This is a genomic window from Pseudomonas sp. Irchel 3F6, assembly GCF_900187595.1.
Classification (GTDB): domain Bacteria; phylum Pseudomonadota; class Gammaproteobacteria; order Pseudomonadales; family Pseudomonadaceae; genus Aquipseudomonas; species Aquipseudomonas siliginis.
The window spans coordinates 1,349,559-1,365,132 of sequence record NZ_FYDP01000001.1 but is presented as its reverse complement, the minus strand read 5'-3'; the positions used below and the strand labels follow the sequence as shown (position 1 = coordinate 1,365,132).

At 60.2% G+C, this 15,574-nt stretch carries 15 protein-coding genes; 8 read left to right on the top strand and 7 right to left on the bottom strand.

Annotated features, from left to right (window positions below; genetic code table 11):
* Positions 1–59 precede the first annotated feature (59 nt).
* A complete protein-coding gene (locus tag CKW30_RS05910; protein ID WP_024013275.1) occupies positions 60–530 on the top strand; it encodes a DUF1289 domain-containing protein in 471 nt (156 codons plus the stop codon).
* A gap of 86 nt (positions 531–616) precedes the next feature.
* On the opposite strand, the gene CKW30_RS05905 is transcribed toward CKW30_RS05910, so the two are convergent.
* Positions 617–1,480 (bottom strand): universal stress protein, encoded by an 864-nt coding sequence (locus CKW30_RS05905; protein ID WP_095180250.1) that lies wholly within the window; start codon positions 1,478–1,480, stop codon positions 617–619.
* Between the two features lie 159 nt (positions 1,481–1,639).
* On the opposite strand from CKW30_RS05905, the gene CKW30_RS05900 reads away from it, so the two are divergent.
* The 3 genes from CKW30_RS05900 to CKW30_RS05890 all read left to right on the top strand — a co-directional run bounded on the left by CKW30_RS05900 (position 1,640) and on the right by CKW30_RS05890 (position 4,505).
* Positions 1,640–2,248, top strand: coding sequence for a tRNA-(ms[2]io[6]A)-hydroxylase (locus CKW30_RS05900; protein WP_056789213.1), 609 nt, complete (start codon positions 1,640–1,642; stop codon positions 2,246–2,248).
* 262 nt (positions 2,249–2,510) lie between these two features.
* Entirely contained in the window at positions 2,511–3,218 is a 708-nt protein-coding gene (locus CKW30_RS05895) for a response regulator (RefSeq protein WP_095180249.1), read from the top strand.
* Positions 3,219–4,505: an ATP-binding protein gene (locus tag CKW30_RS05890; protein WP_095180248.1), complete on the top strand. Its 1,287-nt coding sequence runs from the start codon at positions 3,219–3,221 to the stop codon at positions 4,503–4,505.
* A gap of 99 nt (positions 4,506–4,604) precedes the next feature.
* Here the strand turns inward: CKW30_RS05890 and CKW30_RS05885 are convergent, their stop codons facing one another.
* The gene (locus tag CKW30_RS05885) at positions 4,605–5,093 is read right to left on the bottom strand and encodes a GFA family protein (RefSeq protein WP_095180247.1); all 489 of its coding nucleotides are present in this window, start codon (positions 5,091–5,093) and stop codon (positions 4,605–4,607) included.
* 139 nt (positions 5,094–5,232) lie between these two features.
* On the opposite strand from CKW30_RS05885, the gene glsB reads away from it, so the two are divergent.
* Positions 5,233–6,141: a glutaminase B gene (gene glsB / locus CKW30_RS05880; RefSeq protein WP_024013269.1), complete on the top strand. Its 909-nt coding sequence runs from the start codon at positions 5,233–5,235 to the stop codon at positions 6,139–6,141.
* Between the two features lie 196 nt (positions 6,142–6,337).
* On the top strand, positions 6,338–7,840 hold the full coding sequence (locus CKW30_RS05870) for an aldehyde dehydrogenase family protein (protein ID WP_095180246.1): 1,503 nt from the start codon (positions 6,338–6,340) through the stop codon (positions 7,838–7,840).
* Between the two features lie 119 nt (positions 7,841–7,959).
* On the opposite strand, the gene CKW30_RS05865 is transcribed toward CKW30_RS05870, so the two are convergent.
* Together CKW30_RS05865 and cynS are read right to left on the bottom strand one after the other, a co-directional pair.
* Positions 7,960–8,619 carry a carbonic anhydrase gene (locus CKW30_RS05865; RefSeq protein WP_095180245.1) on the bottom strand — a complete coding sequence of 220 codons (660 nt, stop codon included), beginning with the start codon at positions 8,617–8,619 and terminating at the stop codon, positions 7,960–7,962.
* A 58-nt stretch (positions 8,620–8,677) separates the two neighbouring features.
* Positions 8,678–9,145 carry a cyanase gene (gene cynS / locus CKW30_RS05860; RefSeq protein ID WP_041480833.1) on the bottom strand — a complete coding sequence of 156 codons (468 nt, stop codon included), beginning with the start codon at positions 9,143–9,145 and terminating at the stop codon, positions 8,678–8,680.
* A gap of 122 nt (positions 9,146–9,267) precedes the next feature.
* Between cynS and cynR the strand changes: the two genes are divergently transcribed.
* Positions 9,268–10,155, top strand: coding sequence for a transcriptional regulator CynR (gene cynR / locus CKW30_RS05855; protein ID WP_095180244.1), 888 nt, complete (start codon positions 9,268–9,270; stop codon positions 10,153–10,155).
* A gap of 253 nt (positions 10,156–10,408) precedes the next feature.
* Here cynR and CKW30_RS05850 read toward each other — a convergent pair whose 3' ends face one another.
* Positions 10,409–10,738 carry a hypothetical protein gene (locus CKW30_RS05850; RefSeq protein WP_056789230.1) on the bottom strand — a complete coding sequence of 110 codons (330 nt, stop codon included), beginning with the start codon at positions 10,736–10,738 and terminating at the stop codon, positions 10,409–10,411.
* Positions 10,739–11,280: 542 nt separating this feature from the next.
* The gene (locus tag CKW30_RS05845) at positions 11,281–13,224 is read right to left on the bottom strand and encodes a DNA topoisomerase III (protein ID WP_095180243.1); all 1,944 of its coding nucleotides are present in this window, start codon (positions 13,222–13,224) and stop codon (positions 11,281–11,283) included.
* 192 nt (positions 13,225–13,416) lie between these two features.
* On the opposite strand from CKW30_RS05845, the gene CKW30_RS05840 reads away from it, so the two are divergent.
* Positions 13,417–13,779 carry a DUF427 domain-containing protein gene (locus tag CKW30_RS05840; protein ID WP_056789235.1) on the top strand — a complete coding sequence of 121 codons (363 nt, stop codon included), beginning with the start codon at positions 13,417–13,419 and terminating at the stop codon, positions 13,777–13,779.
* Positions 13,780–13,832: 53 nt separating this feature from the next.
* On the opposite strand, the gene CKW30_RS05835 is transcribed toward CKW30_RS05840, so the two are convergent.
* Positions 13,833–15,455, bottom strand: a complete 1,623-nt coding sequence (locus tag CKW30_RS05835) for an MFS transporter (RefSeq protein WP_024013261.1) — start codon at positions 15,453–15,455, stop codon at positions 13,833–13,835.
* Positions 15,456–15,574: the final 119 nt, after the last annotated feature.

The window sequence follows — 15,574 nt, the reverse complement described above, 5'->3', positions numbered from 1 at the left end:
AATGCCCGACAAAGGGCTAACATGCCGGCCTGTTCCGCGTTTCAGTGTTCTGCCCATTTATGCCCAATCAGACCATCAAGACCCCCTGCGTCGGCCTCTGCTCCACCGTTTACGGTGACCTGGTGTGCCGTGGCTGCAAGCGTTTCCATCACGAAGTGATCCATTGGAACGGATACAACGAGGAGGAAAAGCGCGCGGTGTGGCTGCGTCTGGAGCAATTGCTGTCACAAGTGATGGCGAGCAAAGTCGAGATCTTCGATCCGGCGCGCCTGCGCGAGCAGCTCGAACAGCGCAAGATCCGCTTCGTACCGCATCAGTCGGAATATTGCTGGGCCTATCAGCTGATCGCCCGGGGGGCGCGGGTGATCATTAATCTCGAGGCGTACGGGATGGTGTTGCTGCCGGAATTCCGCGACTGGAACCTGCCGGAACTGCGCGATGCCATTGATCGGGAATTCTTCCTGCTGTCGGAAGCGCATTATCAGCGCTACATCGCCCCCGGCTTTCTCAAAGACGCCTTTGGCGCCTGAACAGCAAAAGATCGCAGCCTTCGGCAGCTCCTACATGGGAATGCGTTCTACCTGTAGGAGCTGCCGAAGGCTGCGATCTTTTGCTCTTAATGTTTCACGGCCAGTTCCACCAGATGATCCTCAACCTCCTGCGGCTTGAGCACCAGCACATCGCTTTCCAGGGTATCCAGCACCGCTTCCGCCGTATTGCCGATCAACGCGCCTGACAAACCACTGCGCGCTACCGTGCCAATTACCGTTACCGCCGCCTGGAGCTTGTGCGCCATGAACGGGATCAGCACATCTGCCGGGCCTTCCTCGATGTGCAGGTGCTCGTCATCGACATCGAACTCCGCCTGAAACGCCCGGCACTGCTCGCGGTACTTGGCTTCTATGGTCGATTTGAGCTGAAACGTCGGGTCTGCCGCCGAGAGCATCGGCGACGGATGCGCGGTGATCACATGCAGATGCGCCTTGGCCAGACTGGCGATGTCGTAGCCGTGATCAATGATGGTGCTGTGCAGATGCCGATGCTCACCGTCGGCATTGCCGACATCGACCGCAGCCAGGATCACTTTGTCCTTCCACGAACCGGCGGTTTTTACCAGCAGCACCGGGGTAGGGCAGTGGCGCAGCAGCTTCCAGTCGGCCGGGGTCAGCAGGGTTTTTTTCAGCGAGCTGTCGGGGAAATGCTGTTTGATCACCAGGCCGCAACCCTCGGCCTGCTGCACATCGATGATGGTTTCGTGCAGGCTCTCGTTCCATGCCTGTTCGGTGGTCACGCTGTACCCTTCGGCAAGCAACGCCGCCTTGAGCACGCTGAGCAGGCCGGCGTGGTCATGCTTCTTGTCACACACCAGCAGATGCAGATGGGCCTGGGTGACACCGGCGATCAGCTTGGCGCGTTTGAGCGCCAGGCTTTCTGCATGTTCAGGTTCGATGACCACCAGAATGCTGCGAATGGCTTGCATGAGCGGAGTCTCCAGCAAAGAAAAGGCACGGCGTTGCACAACTATAGTTGCTACCCGAACGTCTGCGACTTGATGCATATCAACAGCCCCCGCTGGTGGTCTGCGGGCAGGCCGGTATAATCGGCGCCCTTCGCTCGAACACCTTTTACCGTGAGCCCCATGATCCTTCCCGAAATCCACGAATTCCTTGGCTGCCGCACCCCCGACGCCTGGGTCCAGGCGGCATTGGCCGACCAGGAAACCCTGCTGATCGACCACAAGAACTGCGAGTTCAAGGCTGCCAGCACGGCGCTGAGCCTGATTGCCAAGTACCACGCCCACGTCGACCTGATCAACATGATGTCGCGCCTGGCCCGGGAAGAACTGGTGCACCACGAGCAGGTCATGCGCATCATGAAACGGCGCAAGATCGAGCTGCGTCAGCTGCACGCCGGCCGTTACGCCTCGGGCCTGCGCAAAGTGGTGCGCAGCCACGAACCGGTGAAACTGGTCGACACACTGGTGGTTGGCGCGTTCATCGAAGCACGCAGTTGCGAACGCTTCGAAGCACTGGTGCCGCATCTGGATGAAGAGCTGGGCAAGTTCTATTTCGGCCTGCTGAAAAGCGAGGCGCGGCACTTTCAGGGTTATCTGAAACTGGCCTATCAGTATGGTGATGCCAAGGATGTCGCGCAGGTGATCGAGCGCGTCCGTGTGGCCGAGCAGGAACTGATCGAGTCGCCGGACGAGGAGTTCCGCTTCCACAGCGGCGTGCCGGTCGCCGCATGATCGGGTAGGAGCTGCCGCAGGCTGCGATCTTTTGATCTTGTTGTTACAAATCGAAAATCAAAATATCGCAGCCTTCGGCAGCTCCTACAGAGGTCCGCAATTCAATCGGACATCATTGTCGGATTGTAAAAAAATCTTAAAAGTATGAAACATCACCGAAAACCGGCCCAAGTGGCCGGTTTTTGCTGTCTGCCGTGATCGCCTGTGCGATGAATGCCAGCATAATATCGGCCCTTCCACGTTTGGCTTGGCAACGGTTGTTATGGATAACCTGGGTTTTGGCAAAGTCCTGCTGGTCGAAGACGATGAGCGTCTCGCCGCACTGATCGCACACTTTCTTGAACAACACGGCTACGAGGTGCGCACGGTGCATCGCGGCGATCTCGCCATGGCTGCATTCCTGGAATTCAAGCCGAAAGTAGTGGTGCTCGACCTGATGTTGCCGGGGCAGAGCGGTTTGCAGGTCTGTCGGGAAATTCGCAGTGTCTCGGACACGCCGATCGTGATCCTCACCGCCAAGGAAGACGATCTCGATCACATCCTCGGTCTGGAGTCCGGCGCTGACGATTATGTGATCAAGCCGATCAAGCCGCCGGTACTGCTCGCGCGGCTGCGTGCGCTGCAACGGCGGCAGACGCCGGACAGCAGCGTGGTGAGTTTTCTTGAGTTCGGGCAATTGAGCATCGACCGCAGTTGCCGGGAAGTGCGCCTGACCGGTGAGCTGATCGAGCTGACCACCATGGAGTTCGAATTGCTCTGGTTGCTCGCCAGCGCGGCGGGCAAGATTCTTTCCCGCGATGACATTCTCAATCGCATGCGCGGCATCGCTTTCGACGGCCTCAATCGCAGCGTCGACGTCTACATCAGCAAGTTGCGCAACAAGCTCAAGGACAACCCTCGCGAGCCGGTGTGCATCAAGACCGTGTGGGGCAAGGGCTATCTGTTCAATCCGTTCGCGTGGGAGCTGTAGATGCTGCGTTTGTTCCTCGGGCTGTTTCTGGTCATGACGGTAGGGCTGGTGCTGGCGTTGCAGACGGTCGAGCACACCTTCAACGCGTTGCTCGACAGCCAGACGCAGGATTACAACCGTGAAGCCGTGCGCGGTCAGGCGTGGTCGCTGGTCGATCATCTGCAAGGCCGCCAAGGGGCCGAGCGTGAACAGAAACTCGATTCATTGCGCGCGCATTACGGTCTGTCGCTGAGTCTGGTCGAGGCCGATCAACTGGCGCTCACACCGCAGGAAAAAGCCGAGCTCGCGCGGAACCTGTTGGTGATCCGCGACGATTACACGCAGTTCATCAGCAACATCGATGGCGGCTCGCAATTGCTCAGCATCAAGCTGCCGCCGGAGCCGAGCCTGATGCCGTTCTACATCACCGCGGCGTACATGATGCTCGCAGTGCTGATCGGCATCGTTCTGTTTTTCTGGGTGCGCCCGCACTGGCGCGACCTGGAAAAGCTGCGGCTGGCGGCCGAGCGTTTCGGCGACAACGATCTGTCGGTGCGCATCCAGTTGTCGCGGCGCTCGAACATCCGCGATCTGGCCGAGCACTTCAATCTGATGGCGGCGCGCATCGAGGGCCTGATTGCCAATCAGCGCGAGCTGACCAATGCGGTGTCGCACGAATTGCGCACACCGATCGCGCGGCTGTCGTTCGAGCTCGATCAGCTTAAACAGCAACCCGACGCGAGCCAGAATCGCGAGCTGATCGCCGACATGTACGCCGACCTCGGTGAGCTCGAGGAAATGGTCTCGGAGCTGCTGACGTACGCCAGCCTTGAGCACGGTGCGACGGTGATCAAACGGGAGAATATTCATGCGGCCGACTGGCTCGACAGCGTTGTCGGCAGTGTAGCGCTTGAGGCTGAAGCAGTGGGCGTGCAGTTGACGATCGCGGGTTGCCAGGTCGACACCGTGAGCATCGAACCGCGCTTCATGGCGCGGGCGGTGATCAACCTTTTACGCAATGCCATTCGCTACGCCGAGCAGCGCGTCGAGGTGTCGCTGCTGCGCAATGGCGATGACTATGAAGTGCGGGTCAGCGATGACGGGCCGGGTGTGCCGCTGGAGGGACGGGAAAAAATCTTCGAACCGTTTTCCCGACTGGATGCCAGCCGTGATCGGCGCACCGGTGGTTTCGGACTGGGCCTGGCGCTGGTGCGGCGGGTGTCGCAGTCCCATGGCGGGCAGGTTGAGGTTGGCGACTCGGTGTGGGGCGGGGCGTTGTTCAGGATGACCTGGGCGCATCTGGACTGATTGATATTGCCTGACCCGGCCCCTTCGCGAGCAGGCTCGCTCCCACAGGTGATCGCAATCCGAATGTGGGAGCGAGCCTGCTCGCGAAGGGCGCGGTGTTCAGCGGGTCACACCCAGTCGCTCATGCCACTGAGCAATAGACTCTTCAGGATATTCATCAAACTGCTGATCCTTCGGCTTGGCCTCCACCTCAACCCACGGCGCTTTCGAGCCAAGCATCAGGTGCGTGTGTTCCGGCGGCACCGGAAGTGGCGTGTCGATCGCCGAGGCGAATGGATGAATCAGCTCCGGCCACTCCGGGCTGAACAGCCACAGGCCGCTGCCGCACAGCGAGCAGAAGTGACGCTCGGCGCTGCTGCGATGGGCGCGTTTATCGCCGTCGGCTTTCATTTTGGCGTGGTAGACGCTGATGTTTTTGCGCCCGCGAACCTTGAGAGTAGTCGCGTCGCCGCCAAGGTTGATCGCATAACCGCCGCCGCCCTGGGTCTTGCGGCAGATTGAGCAGTAGCAGCGTTGATAGGGATAAGGATGGGCGCTGTCGAGGCTGAACGTGACTTCGCCGCAATGGCAGGAGCCTTCGAGGTGCATGGTGCTCTCCTGTGTCTGAATGGTCCGCTTCAGCCTAGAACATTCTGCTGGATGCTTGCCGGTGTGATGCGACCGGCGGGCGCAGCGTCTAGCCCCAGTGTCCCCGCGATCCCATGGGGCGAGACTTTCGGAACCCGGCATGCAAGCGCTGTTGAACGAGATCCTTGACGCCGTCCGGCCCCTGATCGGGCAGGGCAAAGTTGCTGACTATATTCCCGCCCTCGGCACGGTACCGGCCAACCAGCTGGGCATCGCCGTGTACAGTAACGATGGCGAAATGTATTGCGCCGGCGACGCTGAAACGCCGTTCTCGGTGCAGAGTATTTCCAAGGTATTCAGCCTGGTGCAGGCCATCGATCATTCCGGCGAAGCGATCTGGGAGCGGCTTGGCCACGAGCCGTCCGGCCAGCCGTTCAACTCGCTGGTGCAACTGGAATTCGAGCGCGGCCGCCCGCGCAATCCGTTCATCAATGCCGGTGCGCTGGTGATCTGCGACATCAACCAGTCGCGCTTCGCCGCGCCGACACTGTCGATGCGCGACTTCGTCCGGCGTCTGTCGGGCAACCCGCAAATCATGATCGACGGCAAGGTCGCCGACTCCGAATACCAGCATCGCGCGCGCAATGCGGCGATGGCCTATCTGATGCAGTCGTTCGGCAACTTTCACAACGATGTCGAGGCGGTGTTGCGCAGCTATTTCAGCCACTGCGCACTGCGCATGAACTGCATCGATCTGGCCCGGGCGTTCTGCTTTCTGGCCAATGACGGGTTCTGCAAGCACAGCGGCGAGCAGATCCTGACGCGCCGCCAGACCCAGCAGGTCAATTCGATCATGGCCACCAGCGGTTTGTACGACGAGGCGGGCAATTTCGCCTATCGTGTCGGCTTGCCAGGCAAGAGCGGGGTCGGCGGCGGCATCGTTGCGGTGGTGCCGGGGCAGTTCAGTGTGTGCGTGTGGTCGCCGGAGTTGAATGCGGCCGGCAACTCGCTGGCGGGGATGGCAGCGCTGGAACTGCTGAGCTCGCGGATTGGCTGGTCGGTGTTCTGACCCACCTGAACACCACATGACCCTGTGGGAGCTGGCTTGCCAGCGATGAGGCCCTGTCAGTCACTATAAATTTGCCTGAACCACCGCTATCGCTGGCAAGCCAGCTCCCACAGGTTTCTTTAGTGTTTGAGGAGGTGTATTTCAGCCAGTAATCCGCTACATTTTCCGACCGCCCTCTGCATGGTGAATCCGCTTCATGTCTCTTGCGCTCGAACGTCTAGTCGCTGGCACGCCAATCCCTTTCGCTGGTAACCGCGTCACCGTGGTCAGCCCCGAACTGGCCGCGCGGTTTCAGCCCGGTGACCATTTGCTGGTCGAGCAGGTCAGTGGCGAGTTGTTGCTGATCCCCGTGGCCGATCAACAGGCCGCCTCGGTGGCAATCGAGCGTGCGGCTGCGGCATTCACCGCGTTGTCGGCGGTGTCCGATGAAGCCATCAGCCAATTCTTCGACCTGTTTGCCCAGCGCCTGGAAAATCCTCAGTGCTGGACGCAGATCGAAGCCGCCAACCGCGCCGACATCGAGCGGGCCAAGGCGCGCGGTCGCTCGACCACACGCTTGCTCGCCGATGAACGCATGCGCCGCGACATGATCGCCGGGCTGCGCGCCTGGCGTGATGCGCCGCCCACGCGTGGCAAAGTGATCAGCAGTGTCGAGCACGACGGCTGGAAGGTTGAGCAAGTCGTCTCGCCGCTGGGCATCGTCGCGTTTGTCTTCGAAGGCCGTCCCAACGTATTTGCCGACGCCGCCGGCGTGTTGCGCACCGGCAATACGGCTGTGCTGCGCATCGGCAGCGATGCGTTGGGCACTGCGCAAGCTATCGTCACTCACGCCTTGAACCCGGCGCTGGCCGAAGCCGGTTTGCCGGTGGGGGCGGTGTCGTTGGTCGAAAGTGTCAATCACGCCGCCGGTTGGGCGATGTTTGCCGATCGGCGTCTGTCGCTGGCGGTGGCGCGCGGCTCGGGCCGTGCGGTCAGCCAGTTGGGCAGCATTGCCCAGCAGGCCGGCACTGCCGTCAGCCTGCACGGTACCGGCGGTGCGTGGCTGATCGCCGACCGTGATGCCGATGCCACACGCTTCGCGGCGGTGGTGCGCAACTCTCTGGACCGCAAGGTCTGCAATACCCTGAACGTCTGCCTGATTCAGCGCGAACGCGCCGATGAGCTGGTGCCGCTGTTCCTCGAAGCTTTGAAAGACGCCGGTACTGCGCGCGGCCAAGGCTGCAAATTGCACATCGTCGCGGGCAGTGAACGTTACCTGCCAAGTGAATGGCAGAACGCAACGGTCGAGGTTTATCGCGCCGAGGGTTACCGGAACGAAGCGCTGGCCGAATCCTTGCCCGAGTCGGACCTGGGCCGCGAGTGGGAATGGGAAGAAACCCCGGAAGTCAGCCTGATGATTGTCGACGATCTGGATCAGGCGATTGCGCTGTTCAACCGGTACAGCCCGCAATTCACCGTGTCGTTGATCAGCCAGGCGGCGGCGGTTCAGGAACGCTTCTACAACGCGGTGAATGCGCCGTTCGTAGGCAACGGCATCACCCGTTGGGTCGATGGCCAGTACGCGTTGAACAAGCCGGAACTGGGCCTTTCGAACTGGGAGAGCGGGCGCCTGTTTGCGCGCAGTGCGATTCTTTCCGGTGACGGCGTGTTCACCGTGCGCAGCCGAATGACTCAGGTAGATCTCACGGTAAAACGCTGATCTGTTGATCGTTCCCACGCTCTGCGTGGGAATGCAGCCCGTGACGCTCCGCGTCACTGGACGCAGAGCGTCCCTAGAGGCATTCCCACGCAGAGCGTGGGAACGATCACGGTGGGGAGTCAGGCAGCGTGGCTGGCTTGCGCGCTGATCGCGCAAGTCTCAGGCCGCTCGGCCAGCGGCACAAAGGTGCGACGATCGGAAGAGAGTGCGTCGATCGAACCGGTCTCGATGTCGTAAACCCAGCCATGCAGATTCAACCGGCCTTGCTCCTGGGCCAGGCGCACACTCGGGTGGGTCTGAATATTCGCCAGTTGCGCGATCACGTTCTCGCGCACCATCGAACTCAATTTCGCCGCGTCGCTGCCATGCACGCGCGCTTCGTTGACTACCTTCGCCGATTCGGCATGCTGCAGCCAGCCACTGACAGCGGGCAGGTGATCCATGCATTTGCACTGGGCAATTGCGGTCATCGCACCACAATCGGAGTGGCCGCAAATCACGATATCGGTCACCCCCAGCACTGCCACCGCATATTCCACCGTCGCCGACACCCCGCCCGGATGTGGGCTGTAGGAGGGCACGATATTGCCGGCGTTACGGATCACGAACAGTTCGCCGGGCTCTTGCTGGGTCAGCAGCTCAGGCACCACACGGCTGTCGGAACAGGTGATGAACAGCGTGCCGGGTTGCTGAGTCGTGGCCAGATGTTTGAACAGTTCGCTGCGTTGCGGGAAGGCTTCGTTCTGGAATTTCAGGAAGCCGTCGATCAGGGCTTTCATGGACGTGTCCTCGTGACAGGAGTGAGAAGGCCCGCACCCAAGGTGCAGGCCGGGCGTATCAGAACGGGCGCAGCGGCAGGAACTTGCCGTCGAGGGTCACCACGGCGCGGGAGCCGCCTTCCGGGTCTTCGACTTTCTTGATGTCCAGTTTGAAGTTGATCGCACTGATGATGCCGTCACCGAACTGTTCGTGAACCAGAGCTTTCAGCGTGGTGCCGTAGATCTGGATCATTTCATAAAAGCGGTAGATGGTCGGATCGGTCGGCACGCCGCTGAGGCTGCCGCGCAAAGGAATGATCTGCAGAGCGGCGACGTCATCTGCGCTGAGGTCAAGCTTGTCGCCGACCACTTGAGCAGCGTTTTCCGGCAACGGATGCTGGCCGAGCAGGGCGGCGGTGACATAAGCCAGGCTGAGGCCGGTGCCGTCAGCGAGATCCTGCCACGACAGATCTTTTTTCGCCTTGGCGTCGAGAACGCGGGTAGTCAGGGCCAGGCTGTTGTCGTTGTAGGCGTGGGACTGTTGCATGGTGTCACTCCTTTCAGGGGTTGGCTTGCTGTGTGTGGAAGCAATGTTGCGCCGGTCGATTCATAGCGTCCAAGACCGATATACAATGCTGCGCATAAGCCTTGCCTATAGATGGTGTCTCCATGCTTTTGCGACATTTGCGTTATCTGCTCGCCGTTGCCGATCACGGCGGCTTCACCCGCGCCGCCGAAGCGCTGCATGTATCGCAGCCGACGTTGTCGCAGCAGATCCGGCAGCTGGAAGAAACCCTCGGCGTCAGCCTGTTCGATCGCACCTCACGCACGGTGAAGCCGACGGATGCAGGCGCGGCTTACATTGAATGCGCACGGCGCGTACTGGTGGAGCTGGAGGCCGGACAGCGCGCCTTGCACGATGTGAAGGATTTGTCGCGCGGCACCCTGCGCCTGGCGATGACGCCGACGTTCATGGCGTATCTGGTCGGGCCGTTGGTGCGTGATTACAGGGCACGGTTTCCCGGGATTCATCTGGAAATCTTCGAGTTGTCGATGGACGACATCGAGGCCGGGCTGGCGGATGATTCGCTGGATGTCGCGATCGCGTTTACCCCGGTGCGCAATGCCGATATCGAATGCATACCAGCGTTTACCGAGACGCTGGGGATTATGGTCGGGCCTGGGCATCCGCTCTATGGCAGCCCTTCGGTGTTGACGCCGGCGGAATTGGCATCACTGGATTTCGCCTTGCTGGCGCCGGGCTTCATTACGCGGTTGTCGGTGGATGAGTATTTCCGTGAGCAGGGGATTACGCCGCAGGTACGGATCGAGGTGAATTCGGTGAGTACGCTGCTGGAAGTGGTGCGGCATGCGCCGCTGGCGACCATGCTGCCCGAGGCGATTGCCAGCGAAGACCGCGCGTTGCGCCGCTTGCGGGTCGAAGGTGAGGCGCCGCAGCGGGGGGCGGCGTTGTTGCGGCGCAGGAATAATTATCACAGCGCGGCGGCGTTGGCGTTTGTGGAACTGGTGCTCGGCATGAAAAGCCCCTCACCCTAACCCTCTCCCAGCGGGAGAGGGGACTGACCGAGGTGTTTGGTCAAGTTACGCCGACCTGAACGAGCTTCGTTGACTCATAATCGCCACGGTCATTCAGGTCTACGGTTGAGCTGAGGCAACTCGGTCGGCTCCCTCTCCCTCGGGAGAGGGCTGGGGTGAGGGGCGACGGGGGCACTCACGCCGCATAACTCAAAAGAACAACAAAGGGCCTGCTCCCAATCGGAAGCAGGCCCTTAGTCAAATAATCTACAACTCAATAAAACCGATCAATCACCCGAACTTCATTTTTGTTCTGCATCGAATCCCACGCCTGTTTCAGCGTTTGCAGCACATTGCCAATGAAGTCCTTGTCGGCCGCAGCCTTCTTGCCGACATAACCGTGGCCGCGGCGGTACATCTTCAGGCGGGCCAGCAGGTTCTGGTGGTTGCGGTCGAATTCTTCTTCGCCAGCGTGAGGCGAAAGGCAGTCAATGTGTACCTGCCCCGACTTGCTGATCCAGAGAATATGGCTGTCGTGGCTGTCTTTTTGCGCCGCGAACATACGAGCCAGTTCTTCGATGGTGGGTTGATTGTTCAGATTCATTGTTATGCCCCTTGACCAGTCTGGTGATCTTTCAAAGTTGATTCGCTAATACAGGTAGCCCATCGGTTAGTTGATCCCTGGCACCGAAACCAGGACGTCAGCGTTCGCCCGTGTGAAGTACGGGGTCGTGCATCTGTTGCATGTAGTCGTGTTGAATAACTGCTACGCAATAGCGTCACAACGAGGAGAAGCAGCGAAAACCGGGAGGCTCCTTGACGACAATCCAGTGTCGGCCACAAGCGTCTTGAGAATTTTCGCCAGCGCTTCTCGTCCTTGTACTGGACGTTCAGGCCAGGTCAGCTTCTTCAATCTGCCTTGTGGGCAGCGTGTATCCGGAAAAAACAACTCGGCGGTCAGACGAGTTTGCTCAAGCGTGTTACCAGTGTTCCCGATCGGGGAACGTCTTCATCATGCAAAAGCAAAACGACGCCGTCAACGGTTTTGTAGTGATTATTTTCAAGCACTACATATTGTCGGACAAAGCTGTTTTGGAATGAGAAAAGATCCGTTTCAACAACGTCGAGAAGGGAACCGCGATGCATTCAGCGAGTCGTCGGACGCGCCGTGCGTTTGCGCGTACCGGCGGTTTTGCTGGGCGTCGACTTACGCTTTTTCTTCCACGGCGCTGCGGCTTTGCCGGCGGGCGGCGGGCCGCTGATGGTCAGGCTGAGGGCGGAGCAGCGGGTGACCTGCTTGCTCATCCACGCGGCCTGTTTGGTCACGAATTCTTCCAGACTCATCTCGCCGCTCTGCACCATGTCCAGGGCCTGTTCCCAGATCGCCGTGGTGCCAGGGTCGGCGATCGCGCGAGGCACTGCGTCGATCAGGCTGAACGCGGCAGGTGTCGCCGCCAGTGCCTTGCCGTTCTTGACCAGATAACCGCGATCAAGCAAACCCTGAATGATCGATGCACGGGTAGCTTCGGTGCCGATGCCGGTGGTGTCCTTGAGTTTCTGTTTGAGCAGCGGATCCTCGACCAGTTTGGCGACGTTCTTCATCGCCTTGATCAGATCGCCTTCGGTGTAGGGTTTTGGTGGCTGCGTCCACAGATCCTTGAGATTCACTTTCGACACAGCGCATTCGACGCCTTGGCTGAGGGTCGGCAAGGTTTGCGGTGCTGGTGCTTCGCGGCCCTTGGCCGGTGCCAGTGCTTCGGGCAATGCGCGCTTCCAGCCCGCTTCGATGATCTGCTTGCCCACCGCGCGCAGGGCCTGCCCGTTGCAATCGAAATCGGCCTGTGTGCGATCGTATTCGTGATTGGGCAGGAACTGCGCCAGGTAGCGCGCGCGAATCAGCGTGTACACCGCACGATGCTTGCCGCTCAGGCTTTCAAGGTTCTTCGCGGCGATGGTGGGAATGATGCCGTGGTGAGCGCTGACCTTGGCGTCATTCCACGCCCGCGAGCGCCTTTGCGGTTCGAGATAACCCTGCAAGGCTTCAAGGCTCGGATCGGCCTGGCGCAACGCTGTGAGGATCGATGGCGCCTCACTGTGTTGGCTCAACGGCAGAAAGCCGCAATCACTGCGCGGATAGGTGATGACTTTGTAGGTTTCGTAAAGGGCCTGGGCGATGTCGAGGGTTTCCTGCGCGCCAAGGCCAAGCTTTTTCGAGCAGACTTCCTGCAAGGTGCCAAGATCGAAGGGCAGCGGCGCCACTTCGCGCATGCGCTCGGTCTTCAGCTTGATCACCCGTGCGCTGTCAGCACTGCTGATCGCCGCCGCCGCTTGTTGCGCCAACGGCTGATTAAGGCAGCGATCCTGATCATCACAAATGTCCGACGGCGCGCGCCATTGCGCGGTAAACGCCGTTCCGTTGTGCAGCAAATCCACGTCGATTGCCCAGAACGGTACGGGGACGAAATCGGCGATGCTGCGGTCGCGGTCGACCACCAATCGCAGGGTCGGCGTCTGTACCCGTCCTACCGGCAACACGCCCTGATAACCCGATTGACGGCCCAGCAAGGTGAACAGTCGGCTCATGTTCATGCCGATCAACCAGTCCGCCCGCGAACGGCCCAGCGCCGAGTGATACAGGCTGAACGTTTCCGCTCCGGGCTTCAGCGCGCCCAGTGCCTTGCGAATCGACGCTTCGTCGAGTGCCGACAGCCACAAGCGGCGGATCGGCCCGCGATAGCGGCAGTGCTCGACCAGTTCCCGGGCGATCATCTCGCCCTCACGGTCGGCGTCGGTGGCGATGATCAGTTCGCTGGCCTCGCCAAGCAGACGCTTCACCGCTTTGTACTGGCTGGCGGTGCGCGGCTTGACGGTCATTTTCCATTTGTCAGGAATGATCGGCAGATCGGCCAGCACCCAGCGTTTGTAGCGCGCGTCGTAGGCGTCCGGCGGCGCGGTTTCGAGCAAATGGCCGATGCACCAGGTCACTGTGACGTCCGTCCCCAACCAGCAGCCGTCGCCGCGACGCTTGGCGCCGAGCACGGCCGCAATATCTTTGGCCTGGGAAGGTTTTTCACAGAGGTACAGCCGCATAGCTACCATCGCTGGTTGGTGTGTGGAGAGGGCACAGGATGGCGGGAGTTCGCGGCGGGAGCAACTTTTATCTGTATGGATATACAGATAAAAGCGTTGCAGGAGGTTTAGCCGTTCGGCCGTAATCCAGTCGAGCTGCGCAACCATCAGCTATACCTGAACCGGTCTCTTCGCTGTGCTCAGGAGAACCTCATGAAAAGCCCCAGTCCCGTGATCAGCCTGGAACAACTTGCCGGCTGCCTGCTGGTGAAGTTCCACGGCATCCAGGTCGCCGCGTCCTCGCACGCGATGATCCTCAACGAAGCCAACTATCCGCCGGTGTACTACATCCCGCGCGAAGACATCGACGAAAAATACTTCGCCCGCACCGACCACACCAGCTATTGCCCGTACAAGGGCGACGCCAATTACTTCAGCCTGCAAGTGCCGGGGCATGAGGGCGCCAATGCGGTGTGGACTTACGAAAAACCCAAGATCTCGGTTGAACCGATCCGCAACTATGTGGCGTTTTATCCGGACCAGGTGAAATTCGAAGTGATCAAAGCGGACGCCTGAAGCAAAAAATGGCGAGAGAATCGCTTCCCTCGCCATTGTTGTCAGCGGGTTTTTCAGTTTTTATCGAGATCGATATTCTTCGTCTCACGCAGACAGATCATCCCCACCACCAGGCTCACCCCGGTAATCAATACCGGATACCAAAGCCCGTAGAAGATATCCCCGGTGTACACCACCAGCGCAAACGACACGGTGGGCAGGAATCCGCCGAACCAGCCGTTGCCGATGTGATAGGGCAGCGACATCGAGGTGTAGCGAATGCGGGTCGGGAACAGTTCGACCATCAACGCGGCCAGCGGGCCGTAGCACATGGCCGAGATGATGATCAGCGCGACGATCAAGGCGACGATCATCGGTTTGTTGATCTGCTGCATATCGGCTTGTTGCGGGTAGCCGGCGAGGGTGATCGCGCCGCGCAGTGCCGCCTCATCGAAACCATCCAGCTTCACGTCGCCGACACTCACTTGCACGGCGCTGCCCGCAGGTGCAGCGACGCTGGAGTAGGGCAGGCCTTGCTTGACCAGGAAGGTCTTGACCTTGTCGCACGGGCTGTCGAATTTGGCCTTGCCCACCGGATCGAACTGGAACGTGCAAGTGGCGGGATCGGCGAGGACGGTGATCGGTGCCTGACGGCTGGCCTGATCGATCGCCGGGTTGGCGTAGTGGGCCAGGGATTTGAAGATCGGGAAGTACAGCGCGGTCGCCAGCAGCAGACCGAGCATCAGCACCGGTTTGCGCCCGACCTTGTCCGAGAGCCAGCCGAAAAAGATGAAGAATGGCGCGCCGATCACCACGCTGATGATCAACAGGCTGTTGGCCACCGCCGGGTCCATTTTCAGGAACTGGGTGAGGAAGAACAGCACATAGAACTGCGCGGCGTAGAAGGTCACTGCTTGCCCGGCATTGATGCTGAACAGGGCGATCAGCACGACTTTGAGGTTTTCCCATTTGCCGAAGGATTCGCGGATCGGCGCCTTCGAGGTTTTGCCTTCTTCCTTCATTTTCAGGTAGGCCGGCGACTCGTGCAGGCTCAGGCGAATCCAGGTGGAAATACCCAGCAGGACGATCGACAGCAGGAACGGAATGCGCCAGCCCCAGACTTCAAACTGGTCGCCGGTGAAGTAGCGGCAACCGAGCACTACCAGCAGCGACAACAGCAGGCCGAGGGTCGCGGTGGATTGAATCCAGCTGGTGTGGAAGCCGCGTTTGCCGATGGGCGCGTGCTCGGCCACGTAGGTCGCCGCACCGCCGTATTCGCCACCGAGCGCCAGGCCCTGAAGCATGCGCAGCACCACCAGAATGATCGGCGCGGCGATGCCGATGCTGGCGTAGGTCGGCAGCAGGCCGACGCAGAACGTCGCCACGCCCATCAGAATGATCGTCGCCAGAAAGGTGTATTTGCGCCCGATCATGTCACCCAGACGGCCGAATACCAACGCACCGAACGGCCGTACGATGAAGCCGGCGGCGAACGCCATGAGCGCGAAGATGAACGCCGTGGTGTCATTGACCCCGGCAAAAAACTGCTTGCTGATCACTGCCGCGAGGGCGCCGTAGAGGAAGAAGTCATACCACTCGAACACCGTCCCGAGTGATGAAGCGAAGATGACTTTCTGCGTGGCGTTGCTGGTCTCGGCGCTGCCCGCAGCGTCCAGCGGCTGAACGTGTTCTGACATATCGGTATCCCTCACAGTGATTGTTTTTGTTGTTCCACTGGTGTTGCGTGTCCGGTAATGCGCGATGCCTGAGTCTGGTGATGATTGCTGTGGGAGCGAGCCTGCTCGCGAAAGCTTTT

Bases quoted from the DNA above. Each gene is read 5' to 3' on its own strand.
- cynS (WP_041480833.1), bottom strand. From the start codon at position 9,145: ATGCAACAGTCCCACGCCTACAACGACAACAGCCTGGCCCTGACTACC.
- glsB (WP_024013269.1), top strand. From the start codon at position 5,233: ATGCAAGCGCTGTTGAACGAGATCCTTGACGCCGTCCGGCCCCTGATC.
- CKW30_RS05885 (WP_095180247.1), bottom strand. From the start codon at position 5,093: ATGCACCTCGAAGGCTCCTGCCATTGCGGCGAAGTCACGTTCAGCCTC.
- CKW30_RS05910 (WP_024013275.1), top strand. From the start codon at position 60: ATGCCCAATCAGACCATCAAGACCCCCTGCGTCGGCCTCTGCTCCACC.
- CKW30_RS05890 (WP_095180248.1), top strand. From the start codon at position 3,219: ATGCTGCGTTTGTTCCTCGGGCTGTTTCTGGTCATGACGGTAGGGCTG.
- CKW30_RS05840 (WP_056789235.1), top strand. From the start codon at position 13,417: ATGAAAAGCCCCAGTCCCGTGATCAGCCTGGAACAACTTGCCGGCTGC.
- CKW30_RS05895 (WP_095180249.1), top strand. From the start codon at position 2,511: ATGGATAACCTGGGTTTTGGCAAAGTCCTGCTGGTCGAAGACGATGAG.
- CKW30_RS05845 (WP_095180243.1), bottom strand. From the start codon at position 13,224: ATGCGGCTGTACCTCTGTGAAAAACCTTCCCAGGCCAAAGATATTGCG.
- CKW30_RS05850 (WP_056789230.1), bottom strand. From the start codon at position 10,738: ATGAATCTGAACAATCAACCCACCATCGAAGAACTGGCTCGTATGTTC.
- CKW30_RS05870 (WP_095180246.1), top strand. From the start codon at position 6,338: ATGTCTCTTGCGCTCGAACGTCTAGTCGCTGGCACGCCAATCCCTTTC.
- CKW30_RS05905 (WP_095180250.1), bottom strand. From the start codon at position 1,480: ATGCAAGCCATTCGCAGCATTCTGGTGGTCATCGAACCTGAACATGCA.
- CKW30_RS05835 (WP_024013261.1), bottom strand. From the start codon at position 15,455: ATGTCAGAACACGTTCAGCCGCTGGACGCTGCGGGCAGCGCCGAGACC.
- CKW30_RS05865 (WP_095180245.1), bottom strand. From the start codon at position 8,619: ATGAAAGCCCTGATCGACGGCTTCCTGAAATTCCAGAACGAAGCCTTC.
- CKW30_RS05900 (WP_056789213.1), top strand. From the start codon at position 1,640: ATGATCCTTCCCGAAATCCACGAATTCCTTGGCTGCCGCACCCCCGAC.
- cynR (WP_095180244.1), top strand. From the start codon at position 9,268: ATGCTTTTGCGACATTTGCGTTATCTGCTCGCCGTTGCCGATCACGGC.